Source organism: Kitasatospora cheerisanensis KCTC 2395 (assembly GCF_000696185.1).
Lineage (GTDB): Bacteria > Actinomycetota > Actinomycetes > Streptomycetales > Streptomycetaceae > Kitasatospora > Kitasatospora cheerisanensis.
Map to the genome: position 1 here is coordinate 6,091,998 of NZ_KK853997.1, position 23,331 is coordinate 6,115,328.

At 75.6% G+C, this 23,331-nt stretch carries 24 protein-coding genes and 2 pseudogenes; 8 read left to right on the forward strand and 18 right to left on the reverse strand.

Translation table 11 applies throughout. The annotated features are described in order from the left end of the window. Positions 1 to 11: 11 nt before the first annotated feature. From hppD to KCH_RS27495, 11 genes and pseudogenes are all read right to left on the reverse strand, one after another. Positions 12 to 998, reverse strand: coding sequence for a 4-hydroxyphenylpyruvate dioxygenase (gene hppD / locus KCH_RS27460; protein ID WP_035867399.1), 987 nt, complete (start codon positions 996 to 998; stop codon positions 12 to 14). 48 nt (positions 999 to 1,046) lie between these two features. Then, the gene (locus KCH_RS27465; protein WP_035867401.1) at positions 1,047 to 2,300 is read right to left on the reverse strand and encodes a beta-ketoacyl-[acyl-carrier-protein] synthase family protein; all 1,254 of its coding nucleotides are present in this window, start codon (positions 2,298 to 2,300) and stop codon (positions 1,047 to 1,049) included. Then, on the reverse strand, positions 2,297 to 3,916 hold the full coding sequence (locus KCH_RS27470; RefSeq protein ID WP_035867404.1) for a class I adenylate-forming enzyme family protein: 1,620 nt from the start codon (positions 3,914 to 3,916) through the stop codon (positions 2,297 to 2,299). The genes KCH_RS27465 and KCH_RS27470 overlap by 4 nt, the downstream gene beginning before the upstream one ends. 94 nt (positions 3,917 to 4,010) lie before the next feature. Beyond that, positions 4,011 to 4,547, reverse strand: coding sequence for a beta-ketoacyl synthase N-terminal-like domain-containing protein (locus KCH_RS27475; protein ID WP_063750189.1), 537 nt, complete (start codon positions 4,545 to 4,547; stop codon positions 4,011 to 4,013). After that, positions 4,544 to 4,714 carry a hypothetical protein gene (locus KCH_RS45015; RefSeq protein ID WP_244305745.1) on the reverse strand — a complete coding sequence of 57 codons (171 nt, stop codon included), beginning with the start codon at positions 4,712 to 4,714 and terminating at the stop codon, positions 4,544 to 4,546. The genes KCH_RS27475 and KCH_RS45015 overlap by 4 nt, the downstream gene beginning before the upstream one ends. A gap of 33 nt (positions 4,715 to 4,747) precedes the next feature. Then, a pseudogene (locus KCH_RS45020) lies at positions 4,748 to 4,975 on the reverse strand (3-oxoacyl-ACP synthase); the annotation flags it as partial. Positions 4,976 to 5,109: 134 nt separating this feature from the next. Further along, positions 5,110 to 5,523 (reverse strand): annotated as a pseudogene (locus KCH_RS46695) (beta-ketoacyl synthase N-terminal-like domain-containing protein); the annotation flags it as partial. Next, the gene (locus KCH_RS46230) at positions 5,520 to 5,648 is read right to left on the reverse strand and encodes a hypothetical protein (RefSeq protein ID WP_279635915.1); all 129 of its coding nucleotides are present in this window, start codon (positions 5,646 to 5,648) and stop codon (positions 5,520 to 5,522) included. The gene KCH_RS46230 and the pseudogene KCH_RS46695, both read right to left, overlap by 4 nt. Beyond that, positions 5,645 to 5,905 (reverse strand): hypothetical protein, encoded by a 261-nt coding sequence (locus tag KCH_RS27485; RefSeq protein ID WP_035867405.1) that lies wholly within the window; start codon positions 5,903 to 5,905, stop codon positions 5,645 to 5,647. The genes KCH_RS46230 and KCH_RS27485 overlap by 4 nt, the downstream gene beginning before the upstream one ends. After that, on the reverse strand, positions 5,902 to 6,174 hold the full coding sequence (locus KCH_RS27490) for an acyl carrier protein (protein WP_035867407.1): 273 nt from the start codon (positions 6,172 to 6,174) through the stop codon (positions 5,902 to 5,904). The genes KCH_RS27485 and KCH_RS27490 overlap by 4 nt, the downstream gene beginning before the upstream one ends. 51 nt (positions 6,175 to 6,225) lie before the next feature. Then, positions 6,226 to 7,662 (reverse strand): class I adenylate-forming enzyme family protein, encoded by a 1,437-nt coding sequence (locus KCH_RS27495; RefSeq protein ID WP_063750190.1) that lies wholly within the window; start codon positions 7,660 to 7,662, stop codon positions 6,226 to 6,228. A gap of 172 nt (positions 7,663 to 7,834) precedes the next feature. Between KCH_RS27495 and KCH_RS27500 the strand changes: the two genes are divergently transcribed. From KCH_RS27500 to KCH_RS46705, 4 genes are all read left to right on the forward strand, one after another. Beyond that, positions 7,835 to 8,923 carry an alpha-hydroxy acid oxidase gene (locus KCH_RS27500; RefSeq protein WP_035867409.1) on the forward strand — a complete coding sequence of 363 codons (1,089 nt, stop codon included), beginning with the start codon at positions 7,835 to 7,837 and terminating at the stop codon, positions 8,921 to 8,923. Positions 8,924 to 9,012: 89 nt separating this feature from the next. Then, positions 9,013 to 9,945, forward strand: a complete 933-nt coding sequence (locus KCH_RS27505; protein WP_035867411.1) for an alpha/beta hydrolase — start codon at positions 9,013 to 9,015, stop codon at positions 9,943 to 9,945. Further along, positions 9,942 to 10,604 (forward strand): aminotransferase class I/II-fold pyridoxal phosphate-dependent enzyme, encoded by a 663-nt coding sequence (locus tag KCH_RS46700; protein WP_341865416.1) that lies wholly within the window; start codon positions 9,942 to 9,944, stop codon positions 10,602 to 10,604. Before KCH_RS27505 ends, KCH_RS46700 begins: the two co-directional genes overlap by 4 nt. Beyond that, complete coding sequence (locus KCH_RS46705; protein ID WP_341865417.1) at positions 10,544 to 11,242, forward strand: aminotransferase class I/II-fold pyridoxal phosphate-dependent enzyme; 699 nt, start codon at positions 10,544 to 10,546, stop codon at positions 11,240 to 11,242. Before KCH_RS46700 ends, KCH_RS46705 begins: the two co-directional genes overlap by 61 nt. 54 nt (positions 11,243 to 11,296) lie before the next feature. On the opposite strand, the gene KCH_RS27515 is transcribed toward KCH_RS46705, so the two are convergent. The 4 genes from KCH_RS27515 to KCH_RS27530 all read right to left on the reverse strand — a co-directional run bounded on the left by KCH_RS27515 (position 11,297) and on the right by KCH_RS27530 (position 14,596). Beyond that, a complete protein-coding gene (locus tag KCH_RS27515) occupies positions 11,297 to 12,061 on the reverse strand; it encodes an ABC transporter permease (RefSeq protein ID WP_035867413.1) in 765 nt (254 codons plus the stop codon). A 24-nt stretch (positions 12,062 to 12,085) separates the two neighbouring features. Continuing rightward, on the reverse strand, positions 12,086 to 13,036 hold the full coding sequence (locus tag KCH_RS27520; RefSeq protein WP_035874068.1) for a daunorubicin resistance protein DrrA family ABC transporter ATP-binding protein: 951 nt from the start codon (positions 13,034 to 13,036) through the stop codon (positions 12,086 to 12,088). A gap of 88 nt (positions 13,037 to 13,124) precedes the next feature. Continuing rightward, positions 13,125 to 14,282, reverse strand: a complete 1,158-nt coding sequence (locus tag KCH_RS27525) for a glycosyltransferase (RefSeq protein ID WP_035867416.1) — start codon at positions 14,280 to 14,282, stop codon at positions 13,125 to 13,127. Continuing rightward, positions 14,279 to 14,596 (reverse strand): hypothetical protein, encoded by a 318-nt coding sequence (locus tag KCH_RS27530; RefSeq protein ID WP_035867418.1) that lies wholly within the window; start codon positions 14,594 to 14,596, stop codon positions 14,279 to 14,281. Before KCH_RS27530 ends, KCH_RS27525 begins: the two co-directional genes overlap by 4 nt. A 99-nt stretch (positions 14,597 to 14,695) precedes the next feature. Between KCH_RS27530 and KCH_RS27535 the strand changes: the two genes are divergently transcribed. Genes KCH_RS27535 through KCH_RS40105 form a run of 4 tightly spaced genes read left to right on the forward strand, consistent with a single transcriptional unit; the run spans position 14,696 to position 17,510 of the window. Then, positions 14,696 to 15,628, forward strand: a complete 933-nt coding sequence (locus KCH_RS27535) for a 3-oxoacyl-[acyl-carrier-protein] synthase III C-terminal domain-containing protein (protein WP_035867421.1) — start codon at positions 14,696 to 14,698, stop codon at positions 15,626 to 15,628. Positions 15,629 to 15,665: 37 nt separating this feature from the next. After that, positions 15,666 to 16,025 carry an acyl carrier protein gene (locus tag KCH_RS27540; protein ID WP_051653499.1) on the forward strand — a complete coding sequence of 120 codons (360 nt, stop codon included), beginning with the start codon at positions 15,666 to 15,668 and terminating at the stop codon, positions 16,023 to 16,025. Positions 16,026 to 16,029: 4 nt separating this feature from the next. Beyond that, positions 16,030 to 16,827, forward strand: a complete 798-nt coding sequence (locus KCH_RS41670) for a hypothetical protein (protein ID WP_051653500.1) — start codon at positions 16,030 to 16,032, stop codon at positions 16,825 to 16,827. Next, the gene (locus tag KCH_RS40105; protein ID WP_035867428.1) at positions 16,824 to 17,510 is read left to right on the forward strand and encodes a 4'-phosphopantetheinyl transferase family protein; all 687 of its coding nucleotides are present in this window, start codon (positions 16,824 to 16,826) and stop codon (positions 17,508 to 17,510) included. Before KCH_RS41670 ends, KCH_RS40105 begins: the two co-directional genes overlap by 4 nt. Positions 17,511 to 17,578: 68 nt before the next feature. Here KCH_RS40105 and KCH_RS27560 read toward each other — a convergent pair whose 3' ends face one another. The 3 genes from KCH_RS27560 to KCH_RS27570 form a co-directional block, all read right to left on the reverse strand. Further along, on the reverse strand, positions 17,579 to 18,076 hold the full coding sequence (locus KCH_RS27560) for a GNAT family N-acetyltransferase (protein ID WP_035867430.1): 498 nt from the start codon (positions 18,074 to 18,076) through the stop codon (positions 17,579 to 17,581). After that, positions 18,073 to 19,377, reverse strand: a complete 1,305-nt coding sequence (locus tag KCH_RS27565; protein WP_035867432.1) for a DUF6271 family protein — start codon at positions 19,375 to 19,377, stop codon at positions 18,073 to 18,075. The genes KCH_RS27560 and KCH_RS27565 overlap by 4 nt, the downstream gene beginning before the upstream one ends. A 637-nt stretch (positions 19,378 to 20,014) precedes the next feature. Next, entirely contained in the window at positions 20,015 to 22,999 is a 2,985-nt protein-coding gene (locus tag KCH_RS27570; RefSeq protein WP_051653501.1) for an AfsR/SARP family transcriptional regulator, read from the reverse strand. Positions 23,000 to 23,331: the final 332 nt, after the last annotated feature.

Consider the following 23,331-nt stretch of genomic DNA (forward strand, 5'->3'; position numbering starts at 1 on the left):
GCGGGGTCGGGTCAGACGGAGGCGCGCTGGCGCTCGACGGCCTCGTAGAGCGCCTTGATGTTGGCGGTGCCGAAGGTGCCCGCGCCCTGACGCTCGATCAGCTCCAGGAAGAAGGTCCGCCGGGGGTGGGTCGAGCGGGCGAAGATCTGGAACAGCTGGCCGCCGTGGTCCTGGTCGACCAGCACGTCCAGTTCGCGCAGCGTCTCCACCGGGATGGCGGTGTCGCCGAGCCGTTCGGCGAGGCCGTCGTAGTAGGCGCCGGGGGTGGCGAGGAACTCGACGCCGCGCGAGCGGGCGGTGCGGACGGCGGTGGCGATGTCCTCGGTGCGCAGTGCCAGGTGCTGGACGCCCGCGCCGCCGTGGTCGGCGAGGAAGGTGTCGATCTGGCCGGCCCGGCGGCCGGTGTCGGGCTCGATCAGGGTGAAGGTGACGTCCCCGGAGGGGCTCTGCACCACGCTGGAGTCCATCGCCTGCTCGCCGACCGCGATGTACTCGCCGAAGATCCGGTGCATGCCGAGCGCGGCCTCGCAGAACAGCACGGCCGCCGCCAACTGCCCGGCGGGCACGCAGATCGCGACGTGGTCGAGGGCGTCCAGCAGTTCGCCGCCGGCCGGCTGCGGGGCGTCGTCCGGCAGTGGGACGAGGCGCAGCGCGGTGTCGCCGAAGCCGGCGATCAGCGCGCCGTCCCGGTCCAGGACCTCGGCGCCGTGCCGTTCGGCCCGCTCCAGCGCGGCCCGCGGGTCGGTGCAGCCGAGGGCCAGCACGGCGACGCCCTCGCCGTGCCGCTCGACCCAGCGGGCCACCGGATGGTCGCCGAACTCGCTGGATTTCAGCCGTAGTTGGATGGTGCCCTGGCGGAGGTGGACGGCCTGCACCCCGGGCTTCCAGGCCGGCTGCTCGGCGTCGCGGCGGAAGCCGAAGCCGGTCTGCAGCTCGCCGGCGGTCCGTGCGGCGTCCGCGCAGTGGTACTCGACATGGGTGATCGTCTGGATCGACAACTGGACTCCCTGCAAGCGGAGTTGAGTGGGAATGGGGTGGCCGCGGCGCTACTTGGCGGTGCGGGTGGGCGTCGGCCCGAAGACCAGGCTGGTGTTGTGGCCGCCGAACGCGAAGGCGTTGCTCAGCGCGGCCCGCAGGACGGCCGGGCGGGCGGCCCCGCGGACGTGGTCCAGGTCGCAGGCCGGGTCCGGCTCCGCCAGGTTGAGGGTCGGCGGGAGCAGGCCGCGGGCCACGGCCAGCGCGGTCACGGCGGCCTCCACCGCCCCGGCCGCGCCCAGCAGGTGTCCGGTGGCGCCCTTGGTGGAGCTGACGGCGGGCCGGTGCGCGCCGAACACCGCGTTCAGCGCGGCCGATTCGGCGACGTCGCCGAGCCTGGTGCCGGTGCCGTGCGCGTTGACGTAGCCGATGTCGGCCGGGGCCAGGCCGGCACTGGCGAGGGCGGCGCGCACGGCGTCGGCCGCGCCCGCGCCGTCGGGGCGGGGCATCGTCGGGTGGTGGGCGTCGGTGCTGGAGCCCCAGCCGATCAGTTCGGCGTACCCGGCCGCGCCCCGGGCGGCGGCGTGTTCGGCGCTCTCCAGCACCAGGACGGCGCTGCCGTCGCCCAGCACGAAGCCGTTGCGGCGGGCGTCGAACGGCCGGGACGCCTGCGCCGGGTCGTCCCAACCCTGGGCCAGTGCCCGGGCGTTGGTGAAGGCGGAGACGATCGTCGGGTGCAGCGAGGCGTCCGTTCCGCCGCACACCACCACGTCGGCGTCGCCGGCGCGGATCAGCCGCAGGCCCTCGGCCACCGCCTGGGCGCCGGCCGCGCAGGCCGTCACGATCGCGGTGCTGAAGCCGCGGATGCCGTGCTTGATCGCGATCCGGGCGGTCGCCATGTTGGAGAGCATCCCGGGCAGCAGGTACGGGCTGACGCCGGGTCGGCCGCGCTCCTGGCGGCGCTGCGCCTGCTGCTCGTAGGTCTCCAGGCCGCCGCCGCCGGTGCCGAGCACCACGGCGGTGCGGCGGGCGTCGGCGTCCCGGCCGACCAGCAGCCCGGCGTCGGCGAGGGCGTCGTCCGCGGCGGCCATCGCCAGCAGGACGAAGCGGTCGACGCAGCGGGTCTCGGTCGGCGGCAGCACCTCCCGGCCGTCGATGTGCGGGGCGATCCCGGCGGCGGGCAGCCAGCCGTGCGCGACGTGGCCCTCCGGCACGGCGGTGATGCCGCTGAAGCCGGAGGTCAGCGCCTCGAAGACCTCGCCGGGCTTGCGGCCGAGCGAGGTGACCAGTCCGATGCCGGTGACGACGGCGCCCGGCCGGGTCATCGGGCGGCCACCGCGGCGAGGTGGCGCTCGCGCAGCAGGACCTTGCGGACCTTGCCGGTCGGGCCGAGCGGGAGGTCGTCGGCGCCGACCACCAGGACGGAGCGGACGGTGGCGGCGGTGTGCTCGTCGAGCGCGGCGAGCACCTCCGCGGTGCGGTCGGCGGCCGGGTCGGCGCCGTCCGCGAGCAGCAGCAGCACGTCGGTGACCACCCGCTCGCCGTCCTTCACCGCGACGACCGTGCAGTCCAGCACGCCGGGGACGTCGGCCAGCACCCGCTCCTCCGACATCGCGGTGTACAGCCGCCGGCCGCCGCCGAGGTCGACCGAGTCGACCAGCCGGTCCACGTGGTAGTAGTAGCCCTCCTCGTCCCGGTACATCAGGTCGCCGGTGAGGAAGCGGCCGCGCAGCCGGGTGCGGTAGGTGGTGACCGAGTCGTTCCAGTAGCCGGGCGCCAGGGTCGGTGAGGCGGTGGCGAGTTCGCCGACCTCGCCGGGGCCGAGCGGCTCGCCGTCCGGGCCGACCACCTCGCAGTCGACGAAGGTGTGCGGCCGGCCCACGCAGCGGCCGTACTTCTCGGTGCCGGGGGCGTGCGTGATGTGGAAGTGCGAGTGGCCCATCTCGGTCGAGCCCAGGCCGTCGACGAACACCGAGCCGGGCAGCCGGCCGCGGCCCTCGCGGGTGACGGTCTCGCGCGAACCGGCGGCGATCAGGCGGCGGATGTGCGCCTCGTGCGCGCAGTCGCCGGTGTTCCACCACAGGCCGACCGAGGACACGTCGCGGGCGGCCAGGTCGTGCCGGGCCAGGTCGGCCCAGGTGGTGGCGAAGCCGAACACGGCGAGCGGCTGCCAGCGCTCGATCGCGTCCAGCACCACCGGGCCCGACTGGCTCGACAGCAGGTGCAGTCGGCCGTCGAAGCTGAGCGCCAGGTTGACCGCGATCAGGGTCGCGGCGTGCGCGGCGGGCAGCGCGCTGAGCACCCGGTCGATGCCCTGCGGCCGGGGCAGCGCGGCGCGGTGCCGGACCGACGCGTACAGGCTGGCGTGCGAGTGCACCACGGCCTTGGGCATGCCGGTGGTGCCGGAGGAGTGGGTGATCGCCACCGGGTCGTCCGCGGCGTGCCGGTACGGTGCGGGCGCCGACTCCGGGTCGGCGTCGCCCAGTCGGGCCGCGTCGGCGAGCACCGGGGCCGCCGGGTCGTGGCCGGCCAGCACGGCCCGGTGCGCGGGATCGGTGAGGATGCCGACGGCGCCGAGGCGGGCGATGTAGCGGGCCGCGCGCTCGCCGTCCACGCCGGGGTTGAGCAGCGCCGGGATCGCGCCGAGCCGGGTCAGCGCCAGGAAGGACAGCACCTGGTCGGCGGCGGCCGTGGTGTACACCACGACCGGATCCCGGTGGCCGACGCCGAGGGCGTGCAGGGCGGCGGCCCGGGCCCGGACGGCGCGGTCGACCTGACGCAAAGTCAGCGCCTCCCCGGCCGCGTGCCCGTCGACCGGGGTGTCGAAGGTCAGCAGCGGGGCGTCGAGACCGAGGCCCAGGGCGATCCTGCTGGCCAGCACGTTCCCGGCGCCGACGTCCGGGTCGTTCGCCAGGAGGCTGCGGATGCTGCGGATGCTCACGGTGATGGATCCCTCCCACGGTGCTGGCCGTGCGGGTGCGGTGCGGCGTCCGGGGACGCGTACGGACGGGGTGTCGGAAAGCGGGTGCGCGCGGTCAGGCGGTGACCAGGACGGCGGTGGCGAAGCCGCCCTCCGCGGCGGCCTGCTCGGCCTCGTTGGCGTCCTCGGCCTGTTCGGCCTGTTCGGCCTGTTCGGCGGCGATGACCAGGACCTGGTCGGCGTCGCCGTCCGCGAGCAGCAGGGCGGCCAACTCCAGCGCGTCCGGCGGGACTTCGCCGGGTGCGGCGGCTGCCGCGGGGCTGATCGCGACGACCGGGCCGGTCAGGCCCCAGCGGGCGGCGATGTGCCCGAGGACGGCGTTCGGGTTGGACTGGAAGAACAGCAGCGGCGGCATCCGGTGCCGCTCCGCGCCGGTGTCGATGGCCAGCGCGGTGGCCCGGTCGCCCCCGGCGCTGGCGAGCAGCAGGCCGGTGCGGCGCGGCTCCCCCGGCTCGCCGTGGTGCGCGGCCAGGCAGCGCTCGGCGACGGCCGCGACCAGCGGGTTGAAGGCCGAGGCGGCGAAGCCGGGCAACGGGGGCGGCGGCTCGCCGGGCGGCCAGCTCGCGGTGGCGAGGGTGCGCAGCCGGCTCACGCGGCGGCCACCAGGAGTGCGGTGTTGGCGCCGCCGAACGCCGAGTTGAGGCTCAGCGCGTAGCGCGGACGGGCGTCCCTGCGCGGCCCGGCCAGCACCAGGTTCAGCCCGATCTCCGGGTCCGGGCCCAGCCAGCCGGCGTTGACCGGCAGCCGGCCGCTGTCCAACGCGCCGATGGTGACGGCGAGTTCGAGCAGCGCGGAGGCCTCCAGGGCGTGCCCGTGGACGGACTTGCTGGAGCTGACCGGCAGCCCGGCCGGCGCCTCGCCGAACACCTCGCGCAGCGCCCGCGCCTCCGCCAGGTCGGACAGCGGCGAACCGGTGCCGTTGGCGTTGACGTAGCCGACCTCGGACGGGGCGACCCCGCCCGGGCCAGCGCGGACCGGGCCGCCCGGGCCACGCCCGCACCGTCCGGCCGCGGCCGGCACACGTGGTGCGCGTCGCCGGAGCGGCCCCAGCCGGCCAGCCTGGCCAGCGGACGGGCGCCGCGCCCGGCGGCGGCGTCCGCCGCCTCGACCACCACGGCCACCGCGGCGTCCCCGAGCAGGGTGCCGCTGCGCCCGGTGCTGAACGGGCGCAGCTCGCCGTCGCGGGCCAGCGCCCGGCCCGCGTCGAACGCCGCGAAGACGCCCGGCTCCACCAGGTGCCCGGCCGCGACCAGCACCCGGGGGTGCCGGCCGGAGCCGACCAGGGCGGCGGCGTCGGCCACCGCGGTGGCGGCGGCCACGCACGCCCCGGTGTAGACCCGGGTCACCCCGGCCAGGCCGAGCGCGGCGGCGCCCCGCGACACCTCCGCGGCGACCTCGCGGGTCCGCAGGTCGCTGTGCAGGGCGAGCAACAGCGGTGCCCCGTGCGGGAGTTCGGACTGCGTGCAGGCGTCGGCGACGGCGCCGAGCACCGCGGCGGCGAGCGGCGGCGGGTCGGCCAGCAGGGCGGCCCGCCGGGTGCCGCGCCGGGCGACGTCGAAGCGGGTCACCTCGGTGAACCCGGCCCGCCGGTGGCGGTCGCGGCGGCCAGCGGGGCGAGCCCGGCGCCGAAGGCGCTGAGCACCCCGAGGCCGGTGAACACCGGCCGTCCGGCCGGCGGTGCGCTGCTGTTCATGACCGGGCGACCCCGCCGGGGGAGGCGGAGAGCACGGCCTCGCGCAGGACCGCGACGGCGTCGTCCACCGTGCGGACGGCGCCGAACTGCTCGTCCGAGAGGTCCAGCTCGATGCCGTGGCGCTGCTCGAACTCGGCGACCAGCCAGGTGAGTTCGAGTGAGCCGAGGCTCTCGGGCACGCGGTCGGCGGACCGCTGCCCGAACGCCGCGAGCATCGCCACGACCTCGGCCCGGCCCGGCAGCACGGGCGTGCTCACGCGGCGGTGCCGGTGGCGGCGGTGGCGGCGATCCGGCGGGCCACGTCGGCGGTGAACTGGTCGACGGTCATCAGCGCGGTGGTCTCCATCTCCTCCACCTCGAACTTGACCCCGAACTCGTCCTCGACCTGGACCGAGAGCTCGGCGAGCGCCAGCGACTCCAGGTCGAGGCCGGCCGGTCCGAGGTCGGTGTCGCCGGTGATCCCGTCGACGTCGTAGTTCATCCCGGCGAGTGCCGCGACGACGAACTCGCGAATGCGCTCCTGCATGGTGTGCTCCTCGTGCTGGGTCGGGTTGCGGTGCGGTGGACCGGCGGTCGGTCAGGGTGCGGCGGCGCGCAGCACGGCGGCGTCGCGGACGAGCTTGCCGGTGGCGGTGCGGGGCAGGGCCGGGAGGAAGGTGAGCTGCCGGGGCCGCTTGAAGGCGGCCAGCTCGCGGGCCAGCGCCGCCCGGACGGCGTCGGCCTGCCTGGTGACCCCGTCGGTCCCGCCGGTCCCGTCGGTCCCGGCGCACTCGGTGGCCAGGTAGGCCTCGATGGCGCCGTCCGCGAAGACCACCACGGCCTCGCGGACCTCCGGCAGGGCGGCCAGGGTGTGCTCGACCTCGTTGAGGTCGACCTTGAGGCCGCCGATCGAGACCTGCGAGTCGCGCCGGCCGAGCACGGTGACGCGGCCGGTCGCCGGGTCGACCCGGCCGGCGTCGCGGGTGTGCAGCCGGCCGTCCGACCAGCGGGTGGCGTCGGTGAGGCCGGGGTACGGGGAGGCGGGCATCGCGATGTGCAGTTCGCCGCCGTCCTCGCGCACGTCCATGCCGTGCACGGGCACGGCCTCCGGGTGCAGGTCGCCGTCGAGGTCGGTGGCGATGACGCCGAGCTCGGTCATCCCGTACATGGTGCCCAGCGGCACGCCGTACCGGTCGGTGAAGGCGGCGGGCAGGCCCGGGCGGACCAGCTCGCCGGCGACGATCATCCGGCGCAGCTGCGGCAGCGGCGGCGGGTCGCTCGCCCCGGCCAGCAGCTCGGCGTGGAACGGGACGCCGATCACGGTGGTCGGCCGGTCGTCCGCGGCGATCGCGGCCAGGATGCCGGCCGTGGTCATCCGCTCGGGGACGGTCAGCGGCACCCGGGCGTGCAGGCTGTTGAGCAGCCCGCCGACCAGGCCGAGGACGTGCACCACCGAGGACAGCAGGACGACCCGCTCGCCGGCCTTCGGGAACTCCGCCAGCCGTGCGTAGCAGTCGAGTTCGCGCAGCAGGTCGGCGGCCGTCCGGGCGATCACCTTGGCCGGGCCGGTCGAGCCCGAGCTGAGCTGCACCAGGGCGTGGCCGGTCGCGGCCGGGCGGCCGTTCGGCAGCGCCACCGGCACCGGGTCGGTCTCGGCGAAGCCGCGCATGGCCGCCGCCGGGCCGTGCGCCGACTCGACCAGCACCTCGGGCGCCAGCCGTTCGACGGCGCGCGCCACCTCGTGGTCGGTCAGCCGGTGGTCCAGCAGGACGGCCTGGGCGCCCAGTTGCCAGCAGGCGAGCAGCGCGGCGGTGTAGCCGAGCGAGGGCGCCAGCCGCAGCGCGGCCGTGCCGCCGCGGCGCAGGCCGGCGGCGGTGAGCCGGGCCGCCTGCTCGGCGACCAGGGCGCGCAGCGCGGCCCGGTCCACGGGGGCGCCGAAGCGCAGGCACTCCTGGTCGGCGGGGCCGGCCAGCAGGCAGCGGTCCACCCAGTCGTCCGGGTGGGGCGGGGGAGAAGAGGTTCCGGTCAACACCACTCCACGAAGGGGAGGTTGGAAGGACGCCGGGCACGGCCGGCGGGCCGGTTCGGCTTCCCGACGATTGCACAGCCGTTCGAGCCGAAGCAAGGTCTAGACCATTGGGGGTGCGGCCTCCTACGCTGCCGGGCCGGAGCGGGCCCGACCGAGGCTTGCCCGGAAAGGCAGACCCGTGGAAGCGCTGGAACTGGCGGACTTCGAACGCGCGGCCCGCGACCGGCTCCCCGCCGAGATCTGGGACTTCGTGCAGGGCGGCAGCGGCGCCGAACGCACCCTCGCCGCCAACCGGGCCCGGTTCGAGGAGTGCCGGCTGCGCCCGCGCACCCTGGTCGACGTCTCCGCCACCGACCAGGGGCTCACCCTGCTCGGCAGCCGCCTGGAGACCCCGGTCGGCATCGCCCCCATGGCCTACCACCAGCTGTTCCACCCCGAGGGCGAGGTCGCCACCGCCCGTGCCGCGGGCCGCGCCGGCGCGCTCCTGGTGGCCGGGATCTTCGCCAGCCGCACCCTGGAGTCCATCGCCGAGGCCGCCACCGGCCCGCTCTGGCTCCAGCTGTACTGGCTGCGCCGCCGCGAGGTGCTCGCCGCCCTGATCGAACGCGCCGAGGCCGCCGGATTCCGCGCCCTGGTGCTCACGGTGGACGCCCCCCGGATCGGCCGGCGCCTGCGCGACGCCCGCAACGGCTTCGCGATCCCCGCGCACGTCCGCGCCGTCAACGTCGACCGGGCCGTGATGGCCGCCAGCCACCGTGCGGGCCGCGGCAGTTCGGGCCTCGCCGACCACGCCAAGGAGCAGTTCGACCCCACCCTGACCTGGGCCGACCTCGCCTGGCTGCGGGCCCGCACCCGCCTGCCGATCGTCCTCAAGGGCATCCTCACCGCCGAGGACGCCCGGCTCGCCGTCGAGCACGGCGTCGACGCCGTCCTGGTCTCCAACCACGGCGGCCGCCAGCTCGACGGTGCCCTCCCGTCCCTCGCCGCGCTGCCCGAAGTGGCCGCCGCCGTGCCGCCGAACCTGCCCGTCCTCCTGGACGGCGGTGTCCGCACGGGCACGGATGTTGCCCTCGCGGTCGCCCTCGGGGCCCGCGCCGTCCTGATCGGCCGCCCCGTCCTGTGGGGCCTCGCCGTGGACGGAGAGCGGGGCGCCGCCCGGGTCCTCGACCTGCTGAAGGCCGAACTCGACGACACCCTCGCCCTGTTGGGCCGACCGCGGCTCGGCGACCTCGATCCCACCGCGGTGGCGCCCGGAACGCACCGCTGACCGGCCGCTGCGCGACGAACGCAGAGCCGGGAAGCGGTCCCCGGCACGCCTGTTCCCACACCCGCCCGCCCTACGTCAGGAAACCTCCCTTGCCACTGCACCCCCAGGCCGAGGCCATGCGCCGGCAGCGCGCCGCGGCCGGTACGCCTCCGCTGTACACCCGCACGTTGGGCGAGGCCCGCGCGGCGGACCTCGCCGACATCCGGGCCGCCGCCGGGAATCCGGAACCCGTCGGTTCGGTCGAGGAGTTGAGCGTTCCCGGCCCCGGCGGTGCGTTGCCGCTGCGGGTGTACCGGCCCGAGAGCGACGGTGAACTCCCCGTCCTGCTTTACCTGTTCGGGGGCGGGTGGACGCTCGGCTCGCCGGACACGAGTGACGCGATCTGCCGGCGGCTGACCAATGCGGTCGGGTGCGTCACCGTCTCGGTCGGGTACCGGTTGGCGCCGGAGCACCCGTTCCCGGCGGCCGTGCACGACGTGCTCGCCGCGGCCGAGTGGATTGCCGGGCACGGGGACGAACTCGGCGTCGACGCCGGGCGGTTCGCGGTCGGCGGGGACAGTGCGGGCGGGAACCTGGCGGCCGCGCTGACGCTGGCCGCGCAGGAGCGGGGCGGTCCCGCGCTCCGTCACCAGCTGCTGGTCTACCCGAACACCGACCACGGCGCGGACACCCCGTCCGTCCGCGAGCACGACGACCCGCTGCTGTTCAACCGCCGTTCGGTGGCCTGGTACTGGGGCCACTACCTGGCCGACCCGGCCGACGGCGCGAACCCGCTGGCCTCCCCGCTGCGGGCCGCCTCGCTGGCCGGTCTGCCGCCCGCGACGGTGATCACCGCCGAGTACGACCCGCTGCGCGACGAGGGCGAGGCGTACGCGGAGGCGCTGCGCGCCGCCGGCGTCCCGGTCGGGCTGCGGCGCTACGAGGGCATGCCGCACGGCTTCTTCGCGATGGCCGGCGTCCTGGACGACGGCCGGGACGCCCAGCGGTACGCCGCCGACCGGCTGCGGGAGGCGCTGCGATGAGCGCCGTCACGCTGCCGCTGGACGAGCTGCACGCCAGCCTGGCCGATCCGCTGCTGGACGCGATGACCTTCCTCAACGAGGTCACCGAGCGCTACCCGGAGGCGCTCTCCTTCGCACCCGGCCGCCCGCACGAGGGATTCTTCGAACCGGAGGACGTCCACGAGCACCTGGACGCCTTTCTCGCGCACCTCTCCGGACGCGGCCTGAGCGGCAGCGCCGTGCGCACCGCGCTGTTCCAGTACGGGCCGACCAAGGGCATCATCGGCGACCTGGTCGCCCGGACCCTCGCCAACGACGAGGGCCTGGACGTCGATCCGGCCTCGCTGGTGCTGACGGTGGGCGCGCAGGAGGGCATGCTGCTGGTGCTGCGGGCGCTGTGCGCCACGCCGGAGGACGTCCTGCTGGTCAGCTCGCCCTGCTACGTCGGCGTCACCGGCGCGGCCCGGCTGCTCGACCTGGCGACGGTGCCCGTCCCGGAGGGGCCGGAGGGCGGCCCGACCCGGCGGCCGTGCGGGAGGCGGCGCGCGCCGTCCGGGCCGGCGGCCGCCCGCGCGCACTGTACGTCGTCCCCGACTTCGCCAACCCGTCCGGCACCAGCATGCCGGTCGGGGCGCGCGCCGGGCTGCTGGAGGCGGCGGCCGAGGAGGGGCTGCTGGTGATCGAGGACAACCCGTACGGGTTCTTCGCCCGCGAGCCCGGCGCGCGCCCCACCCTGAAGGCGCTGGACGGGCGCCGCCAGGTGATCCACCTCGGCTCCTTCGCCAAGACCTGCTTCCCCGGCGCCCGGCTCGGCTACGTGGTCGCCGACCAGCGGGTGCTCGCCCCGGACGGCCGCAGCACGCTGCTGGCCGACGAGCTGGCCAAGCTGAAGAGCATGACGACGGTCAACACCCCGGCGCTCAGCCAGGCCGTGATCGGCGGCATGCTGCTCCGGTCCGACTGCCGGCTGCGCGAGGCCAACGCCCCGGCCCGCGCCCACTACGCGGCCAACCTGGACGTCCTGCTGCGGGAGTTGGAGCGGCACTTCCCGCCGGCCGAGCGGGACCGGCTCGGCGTGTCCTGGAACGAGCCCGCGGGCGGCTTCTTCGCCGTGCTCCACGTCCCGTTCACCGCCGACGAGCAGGCGATGGAGCGCTGCGCCCGCGAGCACGGCGTGCTGTGGACGCCGATGGCCCCGTTCTACCCGGCGGGCGGCGGCGAGCGCCGACTGCGGCTGTCGATCAGCGCGCTGAGCGGGCGTCAGATCGAGACCGGGGTGGCCCGGCTGGCCGAGTTCGTCCGGGCCGAGGCGCACTGAGCACGACGGAGCGGGGAGGGGCCGCGGCCCCTCCCCGCTCCTGCTGTGCGCGCGCTACCGGATCCGGGCCGAGAACAGCCGGGCCGAGGCGGACACCGCCACCGCCGTCAGCACCGCGACGATCAGCAGCCCCTGCCAGACCACGCTGTCGCCGGGGTGCCCGGAGAACAGCGCCCGCATGCCCTCCACCGCCCAGTAGAAGGGGTTCCACTCCGCGACCCGCTGCAGCCAGGCCGGCGCCAGCGCCAGCGGCAGCAGCACGCCGGAGAGCAGGCCGATCGGCTGCGCGACGGTGTTCACCACCGGCGACATCGCGGCGTCGTTGGGCAGCGCCAGCGCGATGCCGTACGAGAGCGCCGAGGTCATCAGCGCCAGCAGGCCGAGCAGCACGTACGCCAGCAGCAGGCTGCCCGGGTCGACGCGGAGGCCGAACGGCAGCGCGCACAGCGTGATGATGACCGCCTGGACGAGCAGGCCGACCATCTCGCGCAGCGCCCGTCCGAGCAGCAGGGCGAGCCGGCTGACCGGGGTCACCCGGGAGCGCTCGATGATGCCGGCCTTGAGCTCGCCGAGCAGGCTGAACCCGGTGTAGAGGCCGCCGAAGATGCAGAGCACCGCCAACAGGCCGGGCACGTAGATCTGGTAGGCCTCGGCGTAGCTGGTGGCGCCCATGGGCGCCAGCACCTTCTTCAGCAGCGGGGCGAACAGCAGCAGGTAGAAGACCGGCTGGGTGATGCCGACGACGATCCAGATCGGTGTGCGCCACATCAGCAGCACTTGCCGCTGGAAGACCAGCCAGGTGTCACGGGCGAGCTTCACGGAAGGAACCCCAGGGATCTCTCGTCAGGACTGTTCGATGGAGCGGCCGGTGCGGGCCAGGAACACGTCGTCCAGGCTCGGCCGCTGGAGCTGCACCGTCCCCGGGACGATGCCCGCCGCGTTCAGGACGCTCAGCAGCTGCGGGATCGCCGCCGCGCCGTCGTCCAGGTAGAGCCGCAGGCCGTCCTCGCCGGGCTCCAGCCGGTGCAGGTACGGCTGCCCGCGCAGCGCGTCGGCCGCCGGGCCGGCCTCCCCGGCGGCGAGGCCGAGCAGGACGACGTCGCCGGAGATCTCGCGCTTGAGCGCCTCGGGCGTGCCCTCGACGACGACCCGGCCGTGGTCGACGATCGCGACCCGGTCGCAGAGCGCGTCGGCCTCGTCGAGGTAGTGCGTGGTCACCACCACCGTCATGCCCTCGGTGCGCAGCCGCTGGATCTCGGCCCACACCTGGCCGCGGCTGGCCGGGTCGAGGCCGACCGTCGGCTCGTCCAGGAACAGCACCTTGGGGGAGTGGATCACCCCGAGGGCGATGTCGACGCGGCGGCGCTGGCCGCCGGAGTAGGTGCTGCAGTGGCGGTCGGCGAACTCGGTCAGGTCGAAGGCCTTGAGGGCGTCCTCGGCCTGGCGCAGCGCGTCGGCCTTGCGGATGCCGTACATCCGGGCCTGCATCACCAGCTCCTCCCGGCCGCTGACCGCGTCGGCGGTGCCGCCGCCCTGGGCGACGTAGCCGATCCGGCGGCGGACCTCGGCCGGGTCGGCCAGCAGGTCGGCGCCGGCGATCAGGGCCGCGCCGCCGTCCGGGCGGATCAGGGTGGCGAGCATGCGCAGCGTGGTGGTCTTCCCGGCGCCGTTCGGGCCGAGGAAGCCGAAGATCTCGCCCGCGCGGACGTCCAGGTCGATGCCGCGGACGGCGTCGACGGTGCGGCCGTGCTTGCCGGACGGATAGGACTTGCGAAGTCCCTTGGTCTCGATCAACCAGAACTCCCGGGCTGGGGTGGGGGCGTGGGCCCCGCGCCGGCCGGCCCCGGGCATGGAACGGGGGTCGGCGGGGCGCGGGGCGGTATCAGGGCGCGACCAGCGCTTCCATCCGGTCGGCGGCGGCCAACGCCCCGCCGCCGGACAGCAGTTGACGACCGATCGACTCGGCGGCCGTCCGGCGGGACGGCTCGTCGAGCACCCGCCGCAGCCGCTCGGCGATCACCGGCGGGCCGACCCGGGCGAACGGGACGCGCAGGCCGGCCCCGGCCTCCACGACCCGCTGCGCCACGAACGGCTGGTCGTTGCGGATCGGCGCCGCCAGCACGGGGACACCGTGCGCCAGCGACTCGACCACGGTGTTCATCCCACCATGGCAGAGCACCGCGTCCAACCCGCCCCTGGACAGCAGTTCCAGGATCGGTGCCCGATCGACCACCAGGGCGGAGTCCGGAAGGGCAGCCGGCAGTGCCCCGCGGGGCGAGGCGATCACCGCCTGCACGCCTGCACCGAGGCGGGCCAGCGCCTCGACGGTGCGGTGCAGGAAGTCCGCGCCGACCGCGTCCGACATCGTCCCCATGGTGACCAGCACGGTGCGCCGGCCCGGCTCCAGCCGCTCCCACGGGAACGCCGGATCCGCCGGACGTGCCGTCAGCACCGGTCCGACAAGGGCGAGTTGCGGCAGGCCGGAGAGGTCGCCGAGGAGCGCCCGGCCGGTGGTGGCCAGCACCAGGTGCGGCGAGAACCGCGGGTCGGTGAACTCCCCGGCGGGCAGCCCCGCCCGCTCCCACAGCCCGGCCAGCAGGCCCGCCGTCCAGGCCTCGACCCGCGGCAGGTGCCGGTACGGGCGGCCCAGCTCCAGCGCCCCCGGCGCCAGCGTCGCCCACGGCAGGCCGTGCCGGTGCGCGACCAGCGCGCCCGCCGGGGTGTGCTGGTCCACCAGCAGCGCGTCCGGCCGGAACTCGCGGACCACCGCGTCCAGCGGCTTCAGGGTGAACCTGGCGTAGGGGACGACGAAGCCCTCCCACAGCGAGCGCAGCGAGGCCAGGCCGTGGCCGCCCATCGCCCGGAACATCCGGTTGCCGGTGCCGAAGATCCGGGCGTCGGGGCCGAGCAGCGGTCGCAGCATCGTCTCGGTGCCGGTCCAGGCGACCTGGTGGCCGCGGGCGAGCAGCTCGTCGGCGATCCCGGACGCCGGGTTGACGTGCCCGGCCAGCGGGGGCACCACCAGCAGGAAACGGCTCATCGGCGCACCAGCTCCGCCAGGTCGCCGACGGTCAGCGCGGCCAGGCCGTCCGGGCCGAGGCCGGCCCGCAGAGCGGCCAGGTCGGCGCCGAAGCGCTCCCGCAGCAGCGCGTCCAGCACCGCGAACTCGGTTTCGTCCAGGGCGAGATCGCCGTCGAGTCGGTCCTCGGGGGCGAGCGACTCTGCCCATTCGGGCAGCGCGTCGGCGGCCTCCGCCAGCGCGGCCAGCAGGCCCGGATCGAGCCCGGCGGACGGCTCGGAGGCCAAGCCGGAAGCGGTTTCTGGGTACACGAAGGAAGGCAGGGGATCGGTCATCGGAAGACTCCACCGGCTCGACGGCAACGGGGGTGCGGGAGGGGGCCCCAGGGCGGTGATCGCTTGTGCGACCCGCGGGGCGTGGGAATACTAACCGGCGTGACCGCACTGGAGGCAGTGGCCGTCCACCTCCCCCCGCGTCTCGAACCGATCGAAACCGTGGGCGCCCGGATCGGCCTTACCCCACGTCAACTCCGACTCTTCCGCCGCTTCCACGGCCTGGACCAGGTGCGCCTGGACCCGGACGGGACGCTGCTCGACCTGCTGGACGCCGCCGTCCGGGCACTGCCCGAACTGCGCGGCAACGAACACCGCATCCGCTACCTGCTGTACGCCCGCAACACGCCGGTCGCCGTGCCCTACCCGCTCAACCCGCTGCACCAGCTCCAGGAACGCTTCGGGCTCGCCCACGCCGACGCCTTCACCGTCACCCAACAGGCCTGCGCCGCCTCGCTGCTGGCCGTCGACCTGGCCGGGCGACTGCTGGCCGACGACGGCGACCCGTCGGCACTGGCCCTGGTGCTGGCGGGGGAGAAGACCTTCACCCGGGACGCCCAACTCCTCCCGGAGACCACGATCTTCGCCGAGGCGTCCACGGCCTGCCTGGTCAGCGCCGACGGCGAGCGCAACCGCGTGCTCTCCTACGCGGTCCGCCAGCGCCCCGAGTTCTACGGCCGCCCGGCCGAGGACCCGGAGCTGATGGTCCGCTACCAGCGGGAGTACCAGCCCGCCATGGTCGAGACCGTGCAGGCCGCGCTCGACCAGGCCGGCCTGGAGCTCTCCGACCTCGCCCTGCTGCTCCCGCACAACGTCAACCAGGCCTCCTGGCGGATGATCTGCCGTCAACTCGACTTCCCGGTCGAGCGGGTGGTGCTGGACAACGTGACCGCGGTCGGGCACAGCTTCGCCGCGGACGCCTTCGTCAACCTCCGCACCGCCCTCACCGGCGGGGCGCTCCGGCCGGGCGACCACTACCTGATCGCCGCCGCCGGTGTCGGCGCCACCTTCGCCGCGATGGTCCTGCGGCACTGAACTCCCCGTTCCTCCTCCACCATCGGACGGTCCACCCATGTCAGACCCCGCCTTCCCGGCTGCTGCCGCGCCCACTGCCGCACCGGTCGCTCCCGCACCGGCCGCTCCCGCACCGGCCGCCGCCGCACCGGTCGCTCCCGAGGAGCGCGACCGCATCCGGCGCGGCATCGAGGACGTCCTGCCGCGCGTCCTCGGCGTCGAACTCGCCGACATCCCCGCGAACGCCTGCTTCTTCGAGGACTTCGGCCTCACCTCCTCCGGCATCGTCGAACTGATCCTGGACATCGAGGAGCAACTCGCCATCCAGGTCGACGTCGAGCACCTCGCCATCGACGACGTCCGCACCGTCGACAGCCTCACCGCCTACGTCGTCGGGCACTACGCCGACGAGGACTGACCCGATGCCCGCCGAGACCCGCGGCCTGCGCGTGACCAGGGCGGTCGCCGCCGGCTTCGACGGAAGCTCCGCCGCCGCGCTCCACCCCGACCTGCGCGTCTTCACGGCCGATCTGGTCCGCCCGTACGGCCTGCCGCTGCGGGAGGACCTGCTCGCCGAAGGCGCCGGCCACGACTACGGCGAGATGGCCGCCGGCCTGTTCGCGCGGGCGCTGCCCGCGGGCGAGCCCGCGGACCTGCTGATCCTCGCCTTCTCCTCGCCGGACGTCCGGCCCGCCGCGCCCTCCTCGCTCCGGCTCAGCCGGTACTGCCCCGGGCAGCCGACCGCCTTCGCCGTCTGCGACCAGGGCAGCGCCACCGCCTTCGCCGCGCTGCGGATCGCCGCCGCCCACCACCGCACCGGCGGCTGCCGGCGCGCCGTGATCGTGCTCGCCGAGCAGAGCGCCCTGCACCACCGGCCCGCCGAGCCCGTGGAACTGCCCGCCGGACACCGGGCCGTCGTCCTGGTCTGCGAGGAGGCCCCGGGGGAGGGGATGACGGTCCGTCAGCAGGCCGAGCCGGACGGCGCGGCGGCACTGCGCTCCGTCCTCGACCGGCACCGCGAACTCGGCCCGGGTGCGGGGCTGTTGCTCGCCGCCGGCCTGGACCGCGGCGGCCTCCCCGAGGGCGCGGAGGCGGCCCGCCCCGGGCAGCCGTTCACCGGTGTCTGGAGCCTGCTCGCCGACCGCCTCGCCGACGGCCCGCTGCTGGTCGCCGACCACGACCGGCGGCTCGGCTGGCTCAGCACCCTCATCCTGCCGTGACCGCCGCCGCCGATCTCGTCGACGTGTGGACCATCCCCACCGACCAGCCCCCGGCCGTGGTCCGCCGGCTGTACGGCCTGCTCGATGCCGAGGAGCGGGAGCGCGCCGACCGGGCCCGCGACCCGCGGCAGGGCGCGCGCTTCGCCGTGGTCCGGGGCGCCGTCCGGCTGCTGGTCGCCGAACGGCTCGCCGTCCCGCCCGCCGAACTGGTGTGGCGGCGCGGCCCGCACGGCCGGCCCGGCCCAGCGGACGGCGGCAGCCTCGACGTCAACTGGTCCGCCTCGGGCGCCCTCGCGCTGCTCGCCCTCGCGGACGGGCGCCGGGTCGGCGCGGACGTCGAACAGCTCCGCCCGCCCGCCGTCGGCGCCCGGATCGCCCGCCGCCACTTCCCGCCCGCCGACGCGGCACTCGTCCTCGACGCACCCACCCCGGCCGACGCCGCCGACCGCTTCACCCGGCTCTGGTGCCGCCGCGAGGCCTGCGTCAAGGCGTACGGCGGCCGGCTCGCCCAGGGCCTCGGCCTGCCGCTCGCCGGGCCCTCCCCGCTGCGCCTGGCCGACCCGGGCCCGCTCGGCCCCGGCCCGCTGCATCTGGCCGACGTGCCCGTCCCCGGCCCGTTCCGGGCGGCGGTCGCCGTGGACACGGACCGCCCGTTCACCGTCCGCCGGCACCACTGGGCCTGAACTCCCACGCGTAGAAAGCACGTTGAGCCCGGCCGGCGACAGACCGGCCGGGCTCGACGCGTGCGGGCTCAGCCCACCGGCCTCGACATGTAGACCGCGCGCCGCCCGTAGGACGCGGGCAGCGCCACCTCGCGGTGCGCGCGGTAGCCGTAGAAGCGCAGCAGGATGTCGCTGCCGCGCACCGCGACCATCGACACCTGCGTGAAGCCCCGCTCCACCGCCTGCTCCTGGGCGTGCTCCATCAGCCGCGCGGCGAGCTCCCGGCCGCGCAACTCCTCGGCCAGCACCAGGTCGTGGACGTGCAGGTTGTCCGAGGCGAACGCCCCGTCCTCCGGCGCGGCGAGGTCCGGGCAGCGCAGCGGCGGGTACGGCAGGCTCAGCAGGTAGCCGCGGACGGCGCCGTCCAGCTCCAGCACCCAGCAGGTCTCCGGCGAGCAGCGGGCCCGGGACTGCAGCGCCTCCCGGCCCTCGGAGAGGCCGTCGGCCGCGTAGGCGTCGTGCTCCAGCGCGACCACGGCGTCCCAGTCCCCGTCGGCCAGTTGACGGATCAGGAACTCCCCGCTCACCCGGCGAGCCCCCGCTCGCGGGCGGCGGCCACCATCGGCGCCCAGTGCTCGATCAGCACGGCCCAGCGCTCGGCGTCCTCCCGGGCCTCGTCCAGGAGCTGCTGCCGCTGCCCGGCCACCACGTCCGCCAGCTCGGCGTACTTGCCGCCCAGCTTGCGGTAGAGGCGGTCCACCTCGTCCAGGCAGGTCTCGTTCACGTCCCGGTCCAGGTCGACGGTGCCGCGCACCAGGGCGAGGATCGGCTCGACCTTCAACTCGTGCCGCTCGTCCAGGAGTCCGGTGCCGAGGTCGATCATCTGGCCGTACACCGGGTACAGGTACAGCATCGAGAGCAGCATCTTCACGAAGCGCAGCTGGTACGAGACGAAGCCGGCGCCGATCCGGCGCTCGGGCGTGTAGTAGTTGACGATGTGCCGCTTGTGGATGACGGCGGGCAGCTTGGCGTGCACCAGGGCGTGCAGCAGGGCGTAGTCGGCGCCGATGGTGCGCAGCGAGGGCACCAGCGGCAGTACCTCGTAACCCCGGTGGTCCAGGGCGACGTTGCACATGTAGACGTCCCAGATGTCCGGCACGCCGAGCACCGAGTCCGCGGGGTCGAAGGTCTCCGGCTCGGCGCCCTTGAAGGAGACGTCCACCATGGCGTCCTGCTCCTCGCGGGTCCACACGCGCGGCGTCCACAGGCGCACCAGGTCCCGGTAGACCTCCGGGTCCAGCTCGTTGATCTCGCCGATGTCCACGTTGAGTTCGCCCATGAAGGAGGCGCTGACCAGCATCACCGGCTTGTCCGCGTCCGCCGGGTCGAGCTCCGAGCGGGACACCCCGGCCACCGCCTCCCCGGCCGGCTTGCCGACGGACAGCAGCTCGTGGTGGATCGGGAACATCTTCGCGCCGTCGACGACCCGGTAGTCGAAGTCGTCGTTGCGCAAGTGCGCCGAGGTGCAGCCGAGGGCCGCTGCGCCCAGGAAGATCCGGTTCACGCAGGAGCCGTAGGCGACGTCCTGAGGGAGCATCAGGTCGAGCAGCAGCTCGGGGTCGGCGCCGCCGGAGCGACGGGCCACGTCGAGGAAGAACGCGCGCTGCTCCTCGTTGCCGAGGTGGTGGACGAACACGCCCGGGGCCGGCTTCAGCGCGGCCACGGCGTCCGCGTTCTTCGCGAACTCGGCGCCCACGGTGGTGTCCAGGACGAGCAGGTGGACCTCGGCCCCGAAGGTCTCGACGGCGTAGGCCGCCTCCTCGGCGAGGTCCGCGATGGTGCCGGGGCAGGCCCGCATGGTGGGCAGGGCGAGGCAGACGCGTTGCATGGGTGTGGGACTCTCCGTCCGATCGTCAGATGCGGTGCGGCGCCGGCCGGCCGGTCGGGCGGGACCCGGAGCCCCGCGCCGCGCCGTCCGGGACGGGCTCGCGGGCGGGCGCGGAAGGCTGCGGCGGCACCGTGGATGACCTGGTTCCACCACAGTGGACTGGACCAATACGGGGTGTCAACGCTCCGCCCGAGGGCCGCCCGGACCGCCCGCCGACACTGCCCGATGGGGCACTCGGCGCTGCCCCGGACGGTCTCCGCGCGGGCTCGGGACGGTCCGCCGGGCAGCGTCGGCGCGGGCCCCGGGGTGGCCCGCCGGGCGGCGTTGGCGCGGAAGGTTCGCGTACGCTCCGGGGTCCGCCGGGTGAACGGAGAACGCTCGTGCGGAATCCGGCCGGGAATCGCCGGCGGCCGCCGCGGGCCGTGTTCCGCACCGGAAGTCCGGAGAACCCGAACCCGGCTCCGCCGATTGAACTCCGGAACCCCAATTCGCTTCCCCGCCACCCGCACCGAGATAGATCCGTGATGATCGTTGCGCACCCTGCGGCGAATATCTCGGGAAGATCACGGACTTGCGGGGGAGTTGTTCCGGGGATCGGCGAAGGCCGTCGAATTCGAGAGCCCCGCCGAGGGAGCCGCTAGGCCAGGCAGGCCCGGCCGCGGTCGTGCTCCCCGAGGTCCAGCAGCGCCCGCCCGATGGCGTCCAGCGCGTTCGCCCGGCGGTGCTCCAGCCCGACCTTCCGGGCGATCGCCAACGCCTGCTCGGCCGCCTCCAGCGCCTGCGACGGCCGCCCCGCGGCCCGGCACGACTCGGCCAGGCCCACCAGCACACCCGGCATCCGGTCCCAGGCGCCCAGCGCCCGCAGCGCCCCCAGGCACTCCCGGTAGTCCTCGCACGCCTCCTCCGGCCGGCCCATCCCGTGCAGCGCCGTCGCCCGGGCGTACAGCATGTGCACCTGGCCGACGAAGTCCCCGAGCTCCCGGAACACCGCCAGGCTGCGCCCGGCCCGCTCCCGGGCCGACTCCGCCCGGCCCACCGCCAGGTCGGCCAGCGCCGCCATCCCCTCGACGAAGGCGTGCGCGGACGGACTGCCCGACTCGGCGCTCAGCGCGATCGCCTCCTCGCACCAGGCCGCCACCTCCTCGTCCGTGCAGTGCGGGAGACCGGTCAGCGCCAGCACGATCAGCGCCCCCGGCAGCAGCGCCGCCTGCCCCGTCCGCCGGGCCAGCGTCACCACCCGCACCGCCTCGGCCCGGGACTGCCGGGTGCGCTGGAACTCCCGCTGCGCCCACATCAGCGTGTACCGGGCCCGCGCCTCGCTCTCCGGCAGGCCGGCCGCCGCGGTGGCCTCCGCGACCCGTCCGGCCAGCTCGCACAGCTCCGGCACGGCCATGCCCAGGTCGATCAGCTGGATCAGCACCAGCGTCAGGTCCGCGACCACCGCCAGCGGGCCGTCCTGGTCCCGGGTGGCCTGCTCGGCGACCGCCAGCACGGCGGCGACCTCCTGCCGGGCCCAGCGCAGCCCCTCGGCCGGGCCGTCGAACTCCGGTGCGGAGGGCTCCGGTTCGACGGCCGCCGTCACCAGGTCCGGGAACGGGTAGCCGGGCCGGACCACCCGGTACAGGCCCGCCACCGTCGCCAGGTAGTGCCGCAGCAGCCGCTCCACGGCGGCCCGCCCGGCGGCCTCCCCGTCCACCTCCCGGAGCAGCTCGCGGGCGAACAGCCGCAGCAGGTCGTGGTACTGGTACCGGCCGGGGTACGGGCAGGACAGCAGCCCCAGGTCGGTCAGCGACTCGGCCAGCCGCTCGGCCTCCGGCTCCGGCAGCCCCAGCAGCACCGCGGCCGCCGCCGAGGACACCCCCGGGCCGTCCGCCGCCGACAGCAGCCGGAACGCGCGGGCGGTCTCCGGGTCGAGCTGGTCGTAGCTGAGCCGGAAGGACGCGGCGACCGCCAGCTCCCCGGCCTCCAACTCGGCCAGCCGGCGCCGCTCGGACGCCAGCCGGTCCGCCATGTGCGACAGCTGCCAGGCCGGGCGGGCCGCCAGCCGGGACGCCGCCGTCCGCACCGCCAGCGGCAGGAACCCGCAGGCCGCCGCCACCCGCCGGGCCGCCGCCGGCTCGGCCGTCACCCGCGGCTCCCCGGCGATCGCCGTGAGCAGCCGCACCGACTCCTCCGGGGTCAGCGGCTCCAGGCCGACCTGACGGGTCATCGGCACTCCCGACAGCCAGGCCCGGCTGGTCACCAGCACCGCGCACGAGCGGCTGCCCGGCAGCAGCGGACCGACCTGCTGGGTGTCGCGGGCGTCGTCCAGCACGATCAGCACCCGCAGGCCCGCCACCCGGGACCGGAACAGGGCGGCCCGCTCCGCCGTCCCCTGCGGGATCGCCGCGTCGGCCATCCCCAGCGCGCCCAGTAAACCGGCCAGCACCTCGCCCGGGTCCGCGGGGAACGCCCCCGCCCCTTGCAGGTTCACGTACAGCTGGCCGTCCGGGTACTGCCCGCCGACCGCGTGCGCGACGTGCACCGCCAGCGTCGACTTGCCGACCCCGCCCAGGCCGGAGATCCCCACCACCGGCATCGCCGGGCCGCCGGGCGCGAGGTCCGCGCAGAGCGCCGCGCAGAGTTCGTCCCGGCCGGTCCAGTCGGAGACGTCGGCGGGCAGCTGGGCCGGCACGGCGGGCGCCGGCACCGTCGTCGGCGCGGGTCCGGCCGGGGCGCCGCCGGGCCCGAAGGAAGGTCCGCCGCCCGGTCCGAACGAGGGCCGGCCGGGTTCGAACGCGGGTGCCGGGACCGCGGCCGGCGCCGCCAGTTTCGGGTCGCCCGACAGGACGCCCAGGTGCAGTTCGCGCAGCCGTGGCCCCGGATCGACGCCCAGTTGCTCCAGCAGCGTGCGGCGGGCGTCCGCGTACACGCCGAGCGCCTCGGCCTGCCGCCCGCTGCGGTACAGCGCCAGCATCAGCAGCTCCCGCATCGGCTCCAGCAGCGGGTACTGGTTGACCCACACGGTCAGCTCGCCGATCACGTCCGCGTGCCGGCCGGCCTCCAACTCGGTCTCCAGCCAGGCCTGGACGGCGTTCAGCCGGCGTTCGGCCAGCCGGGCGCGGTGCGCCTGGGCGAACGGTCCGGGCAGCCCGGCCAGCGGCTCGCCGTGCCACAGCCCGCACGCCTCGCGCAGCAGGCCGAGCGCCCCCGCCGGGTCGCCCAGCGCGCGGGCCCGGCCCGCCGCCGCGACCCGGTCCTCGAACACCTCGGCGTCCGTGCAGTCGGCCGGGAGCCGCAGCACGTAGCCGCTGCCCGAGGACACCAGCACCGTCGGATGCACCCGGTCCGGCTCCAACACCCGCCGCAGCCGCGACACATAGGTGCGCACGACGGCGGCGGCGCGGGCCGGCGGCTGCTCCCACAGCGCGTCGAGCAACTCGTCGACGGACACGATCCGGCGGGCCCGCAGCGCCAACGCGGTGAGCAGCGCCCGCTGTTGCGGCGGGCCGAGCTCCAACTCGCGCTCCCCGCGCCAGGCCTGCACCGGACCGAGCAGGGACAGCCGCAGCCGCTCCCCGCCGTCCGGCGCCGGGGCCGGCTCCGGGGCCGAGGTGCCGTGGGGCTCTCCGATTTCCGTCATTGTCAGAAGGTAGCGGTTCGGTGCGGCGGACCACGGGGCCGGGGCGGGTCCAATTCCCCTGCCGCGGACCGGTCCTGCCGGTCGCCCGCCCCCGCGCATTCGAATCCGCCGGGCCGTCCTCCCGGCGGGCCGGGAAATTCTCGAACTTTCTCGCGCGGAACGGGAACCGTCGGCGCAGATGCGCATCCGTCAATCTTTTATTGACCGGCGGCGGATAGCTTGGCCGAGTCCGCGGAACCGCCGGCGGACACGGGCAACTCCCGCGGTGCGGTCCGGGCCGCGGGAGGGACGGCGTCGCGTGCGGACGGCGCCGGCCGACCGGTTCTGACGGT

What these genes read in the sequence shown, in the direction of transcription:
- KCH_RS27540 (WP_051653499.1), top strand. Translation starts at nt 15,666, where the DNA reads ATGTCAGACCCCGCCTTCCCGGCTGCTGCCGCGCCCACTGCCGCACCG.
- KCH_RS27465 (WP_035867401.1), bottom strand. Translation starts at nt 2,300, where the DNA reads ATGACCCGGCCGGGCGCCGTCGTCACCGGCATCGGACTGGTCACCTCG.
- KCH_RS27490 (WP_035867407.1), bottom strand. Translation starts at nt 6,174, where the DNA reads ATGCAGGAGCGCATTCGCGAGTTCGTCGTCGCGGCACTCGCCGGGATG.
- KCH_RS46705 (WP_341865417.1), top strand. Translation starts at nt 10,544, where the DNA reads ATGCCGGTCGGGGCGCGCGCCGGGCTGCTGGAGGCGGCGGCCGAGGAG.
- KCH_RS27570 (WP_051653501.1), bottom strand. Translation starts at nt 22,999, where the DNA reads ATGACGGAAATCGGAGAGCCCCACGGCACCTCGGCCCCGGAGCCGGCC.
- KCH_RS27530 (WP_035867418.1), bottom strand. Translation starts at nt 14,596, where the DNA reads ATGACCGATCCCCTGCCTTCCTTCGTGTACCCAGAAACCGCTTCCGGC.
- KCH_RS46230 (WP_279635915.1), bottom strand. Translation starts at nt 5,648, where the DNA reads ATGAACAGCAGCGCACCGCCGGCCGGACGGCCGGTGTTCACCGGCCTC.
- KCH_RS46700 (WP_341865416.1), top strand. Translation starts at nt 9,942, where the DNA reads ATGAGCGCCGTCACGCTGCCGCTGGACGAGCTGCACGCCAGCCTGGCC.
- KCH_RS27525 (WP_035867416.1), bottom strand. Translation starts at nt 14,282, where the DNA reads ATGAGCCGTTTCCTGCTGGTGGTGCCCCCGCTGGCCGGGCACGTCAAC.
- KCH_RS41670 (WP_051653500.1), top strand. Translation starts at nt 16,030, where the DNA reads ATGCCCGCCGAGACCCGCGGCCTGCGCGTGACCAGGGCGGTCGCCGCC.
- KCH_RS27565 (WP_035867432.1), bottom strand. Translation starts at nt 19,377, where the DNA reads ATGCAACGCGTCTGCCTCGCCCTGCCCACCATGCGGGCCTGCCCCGGC.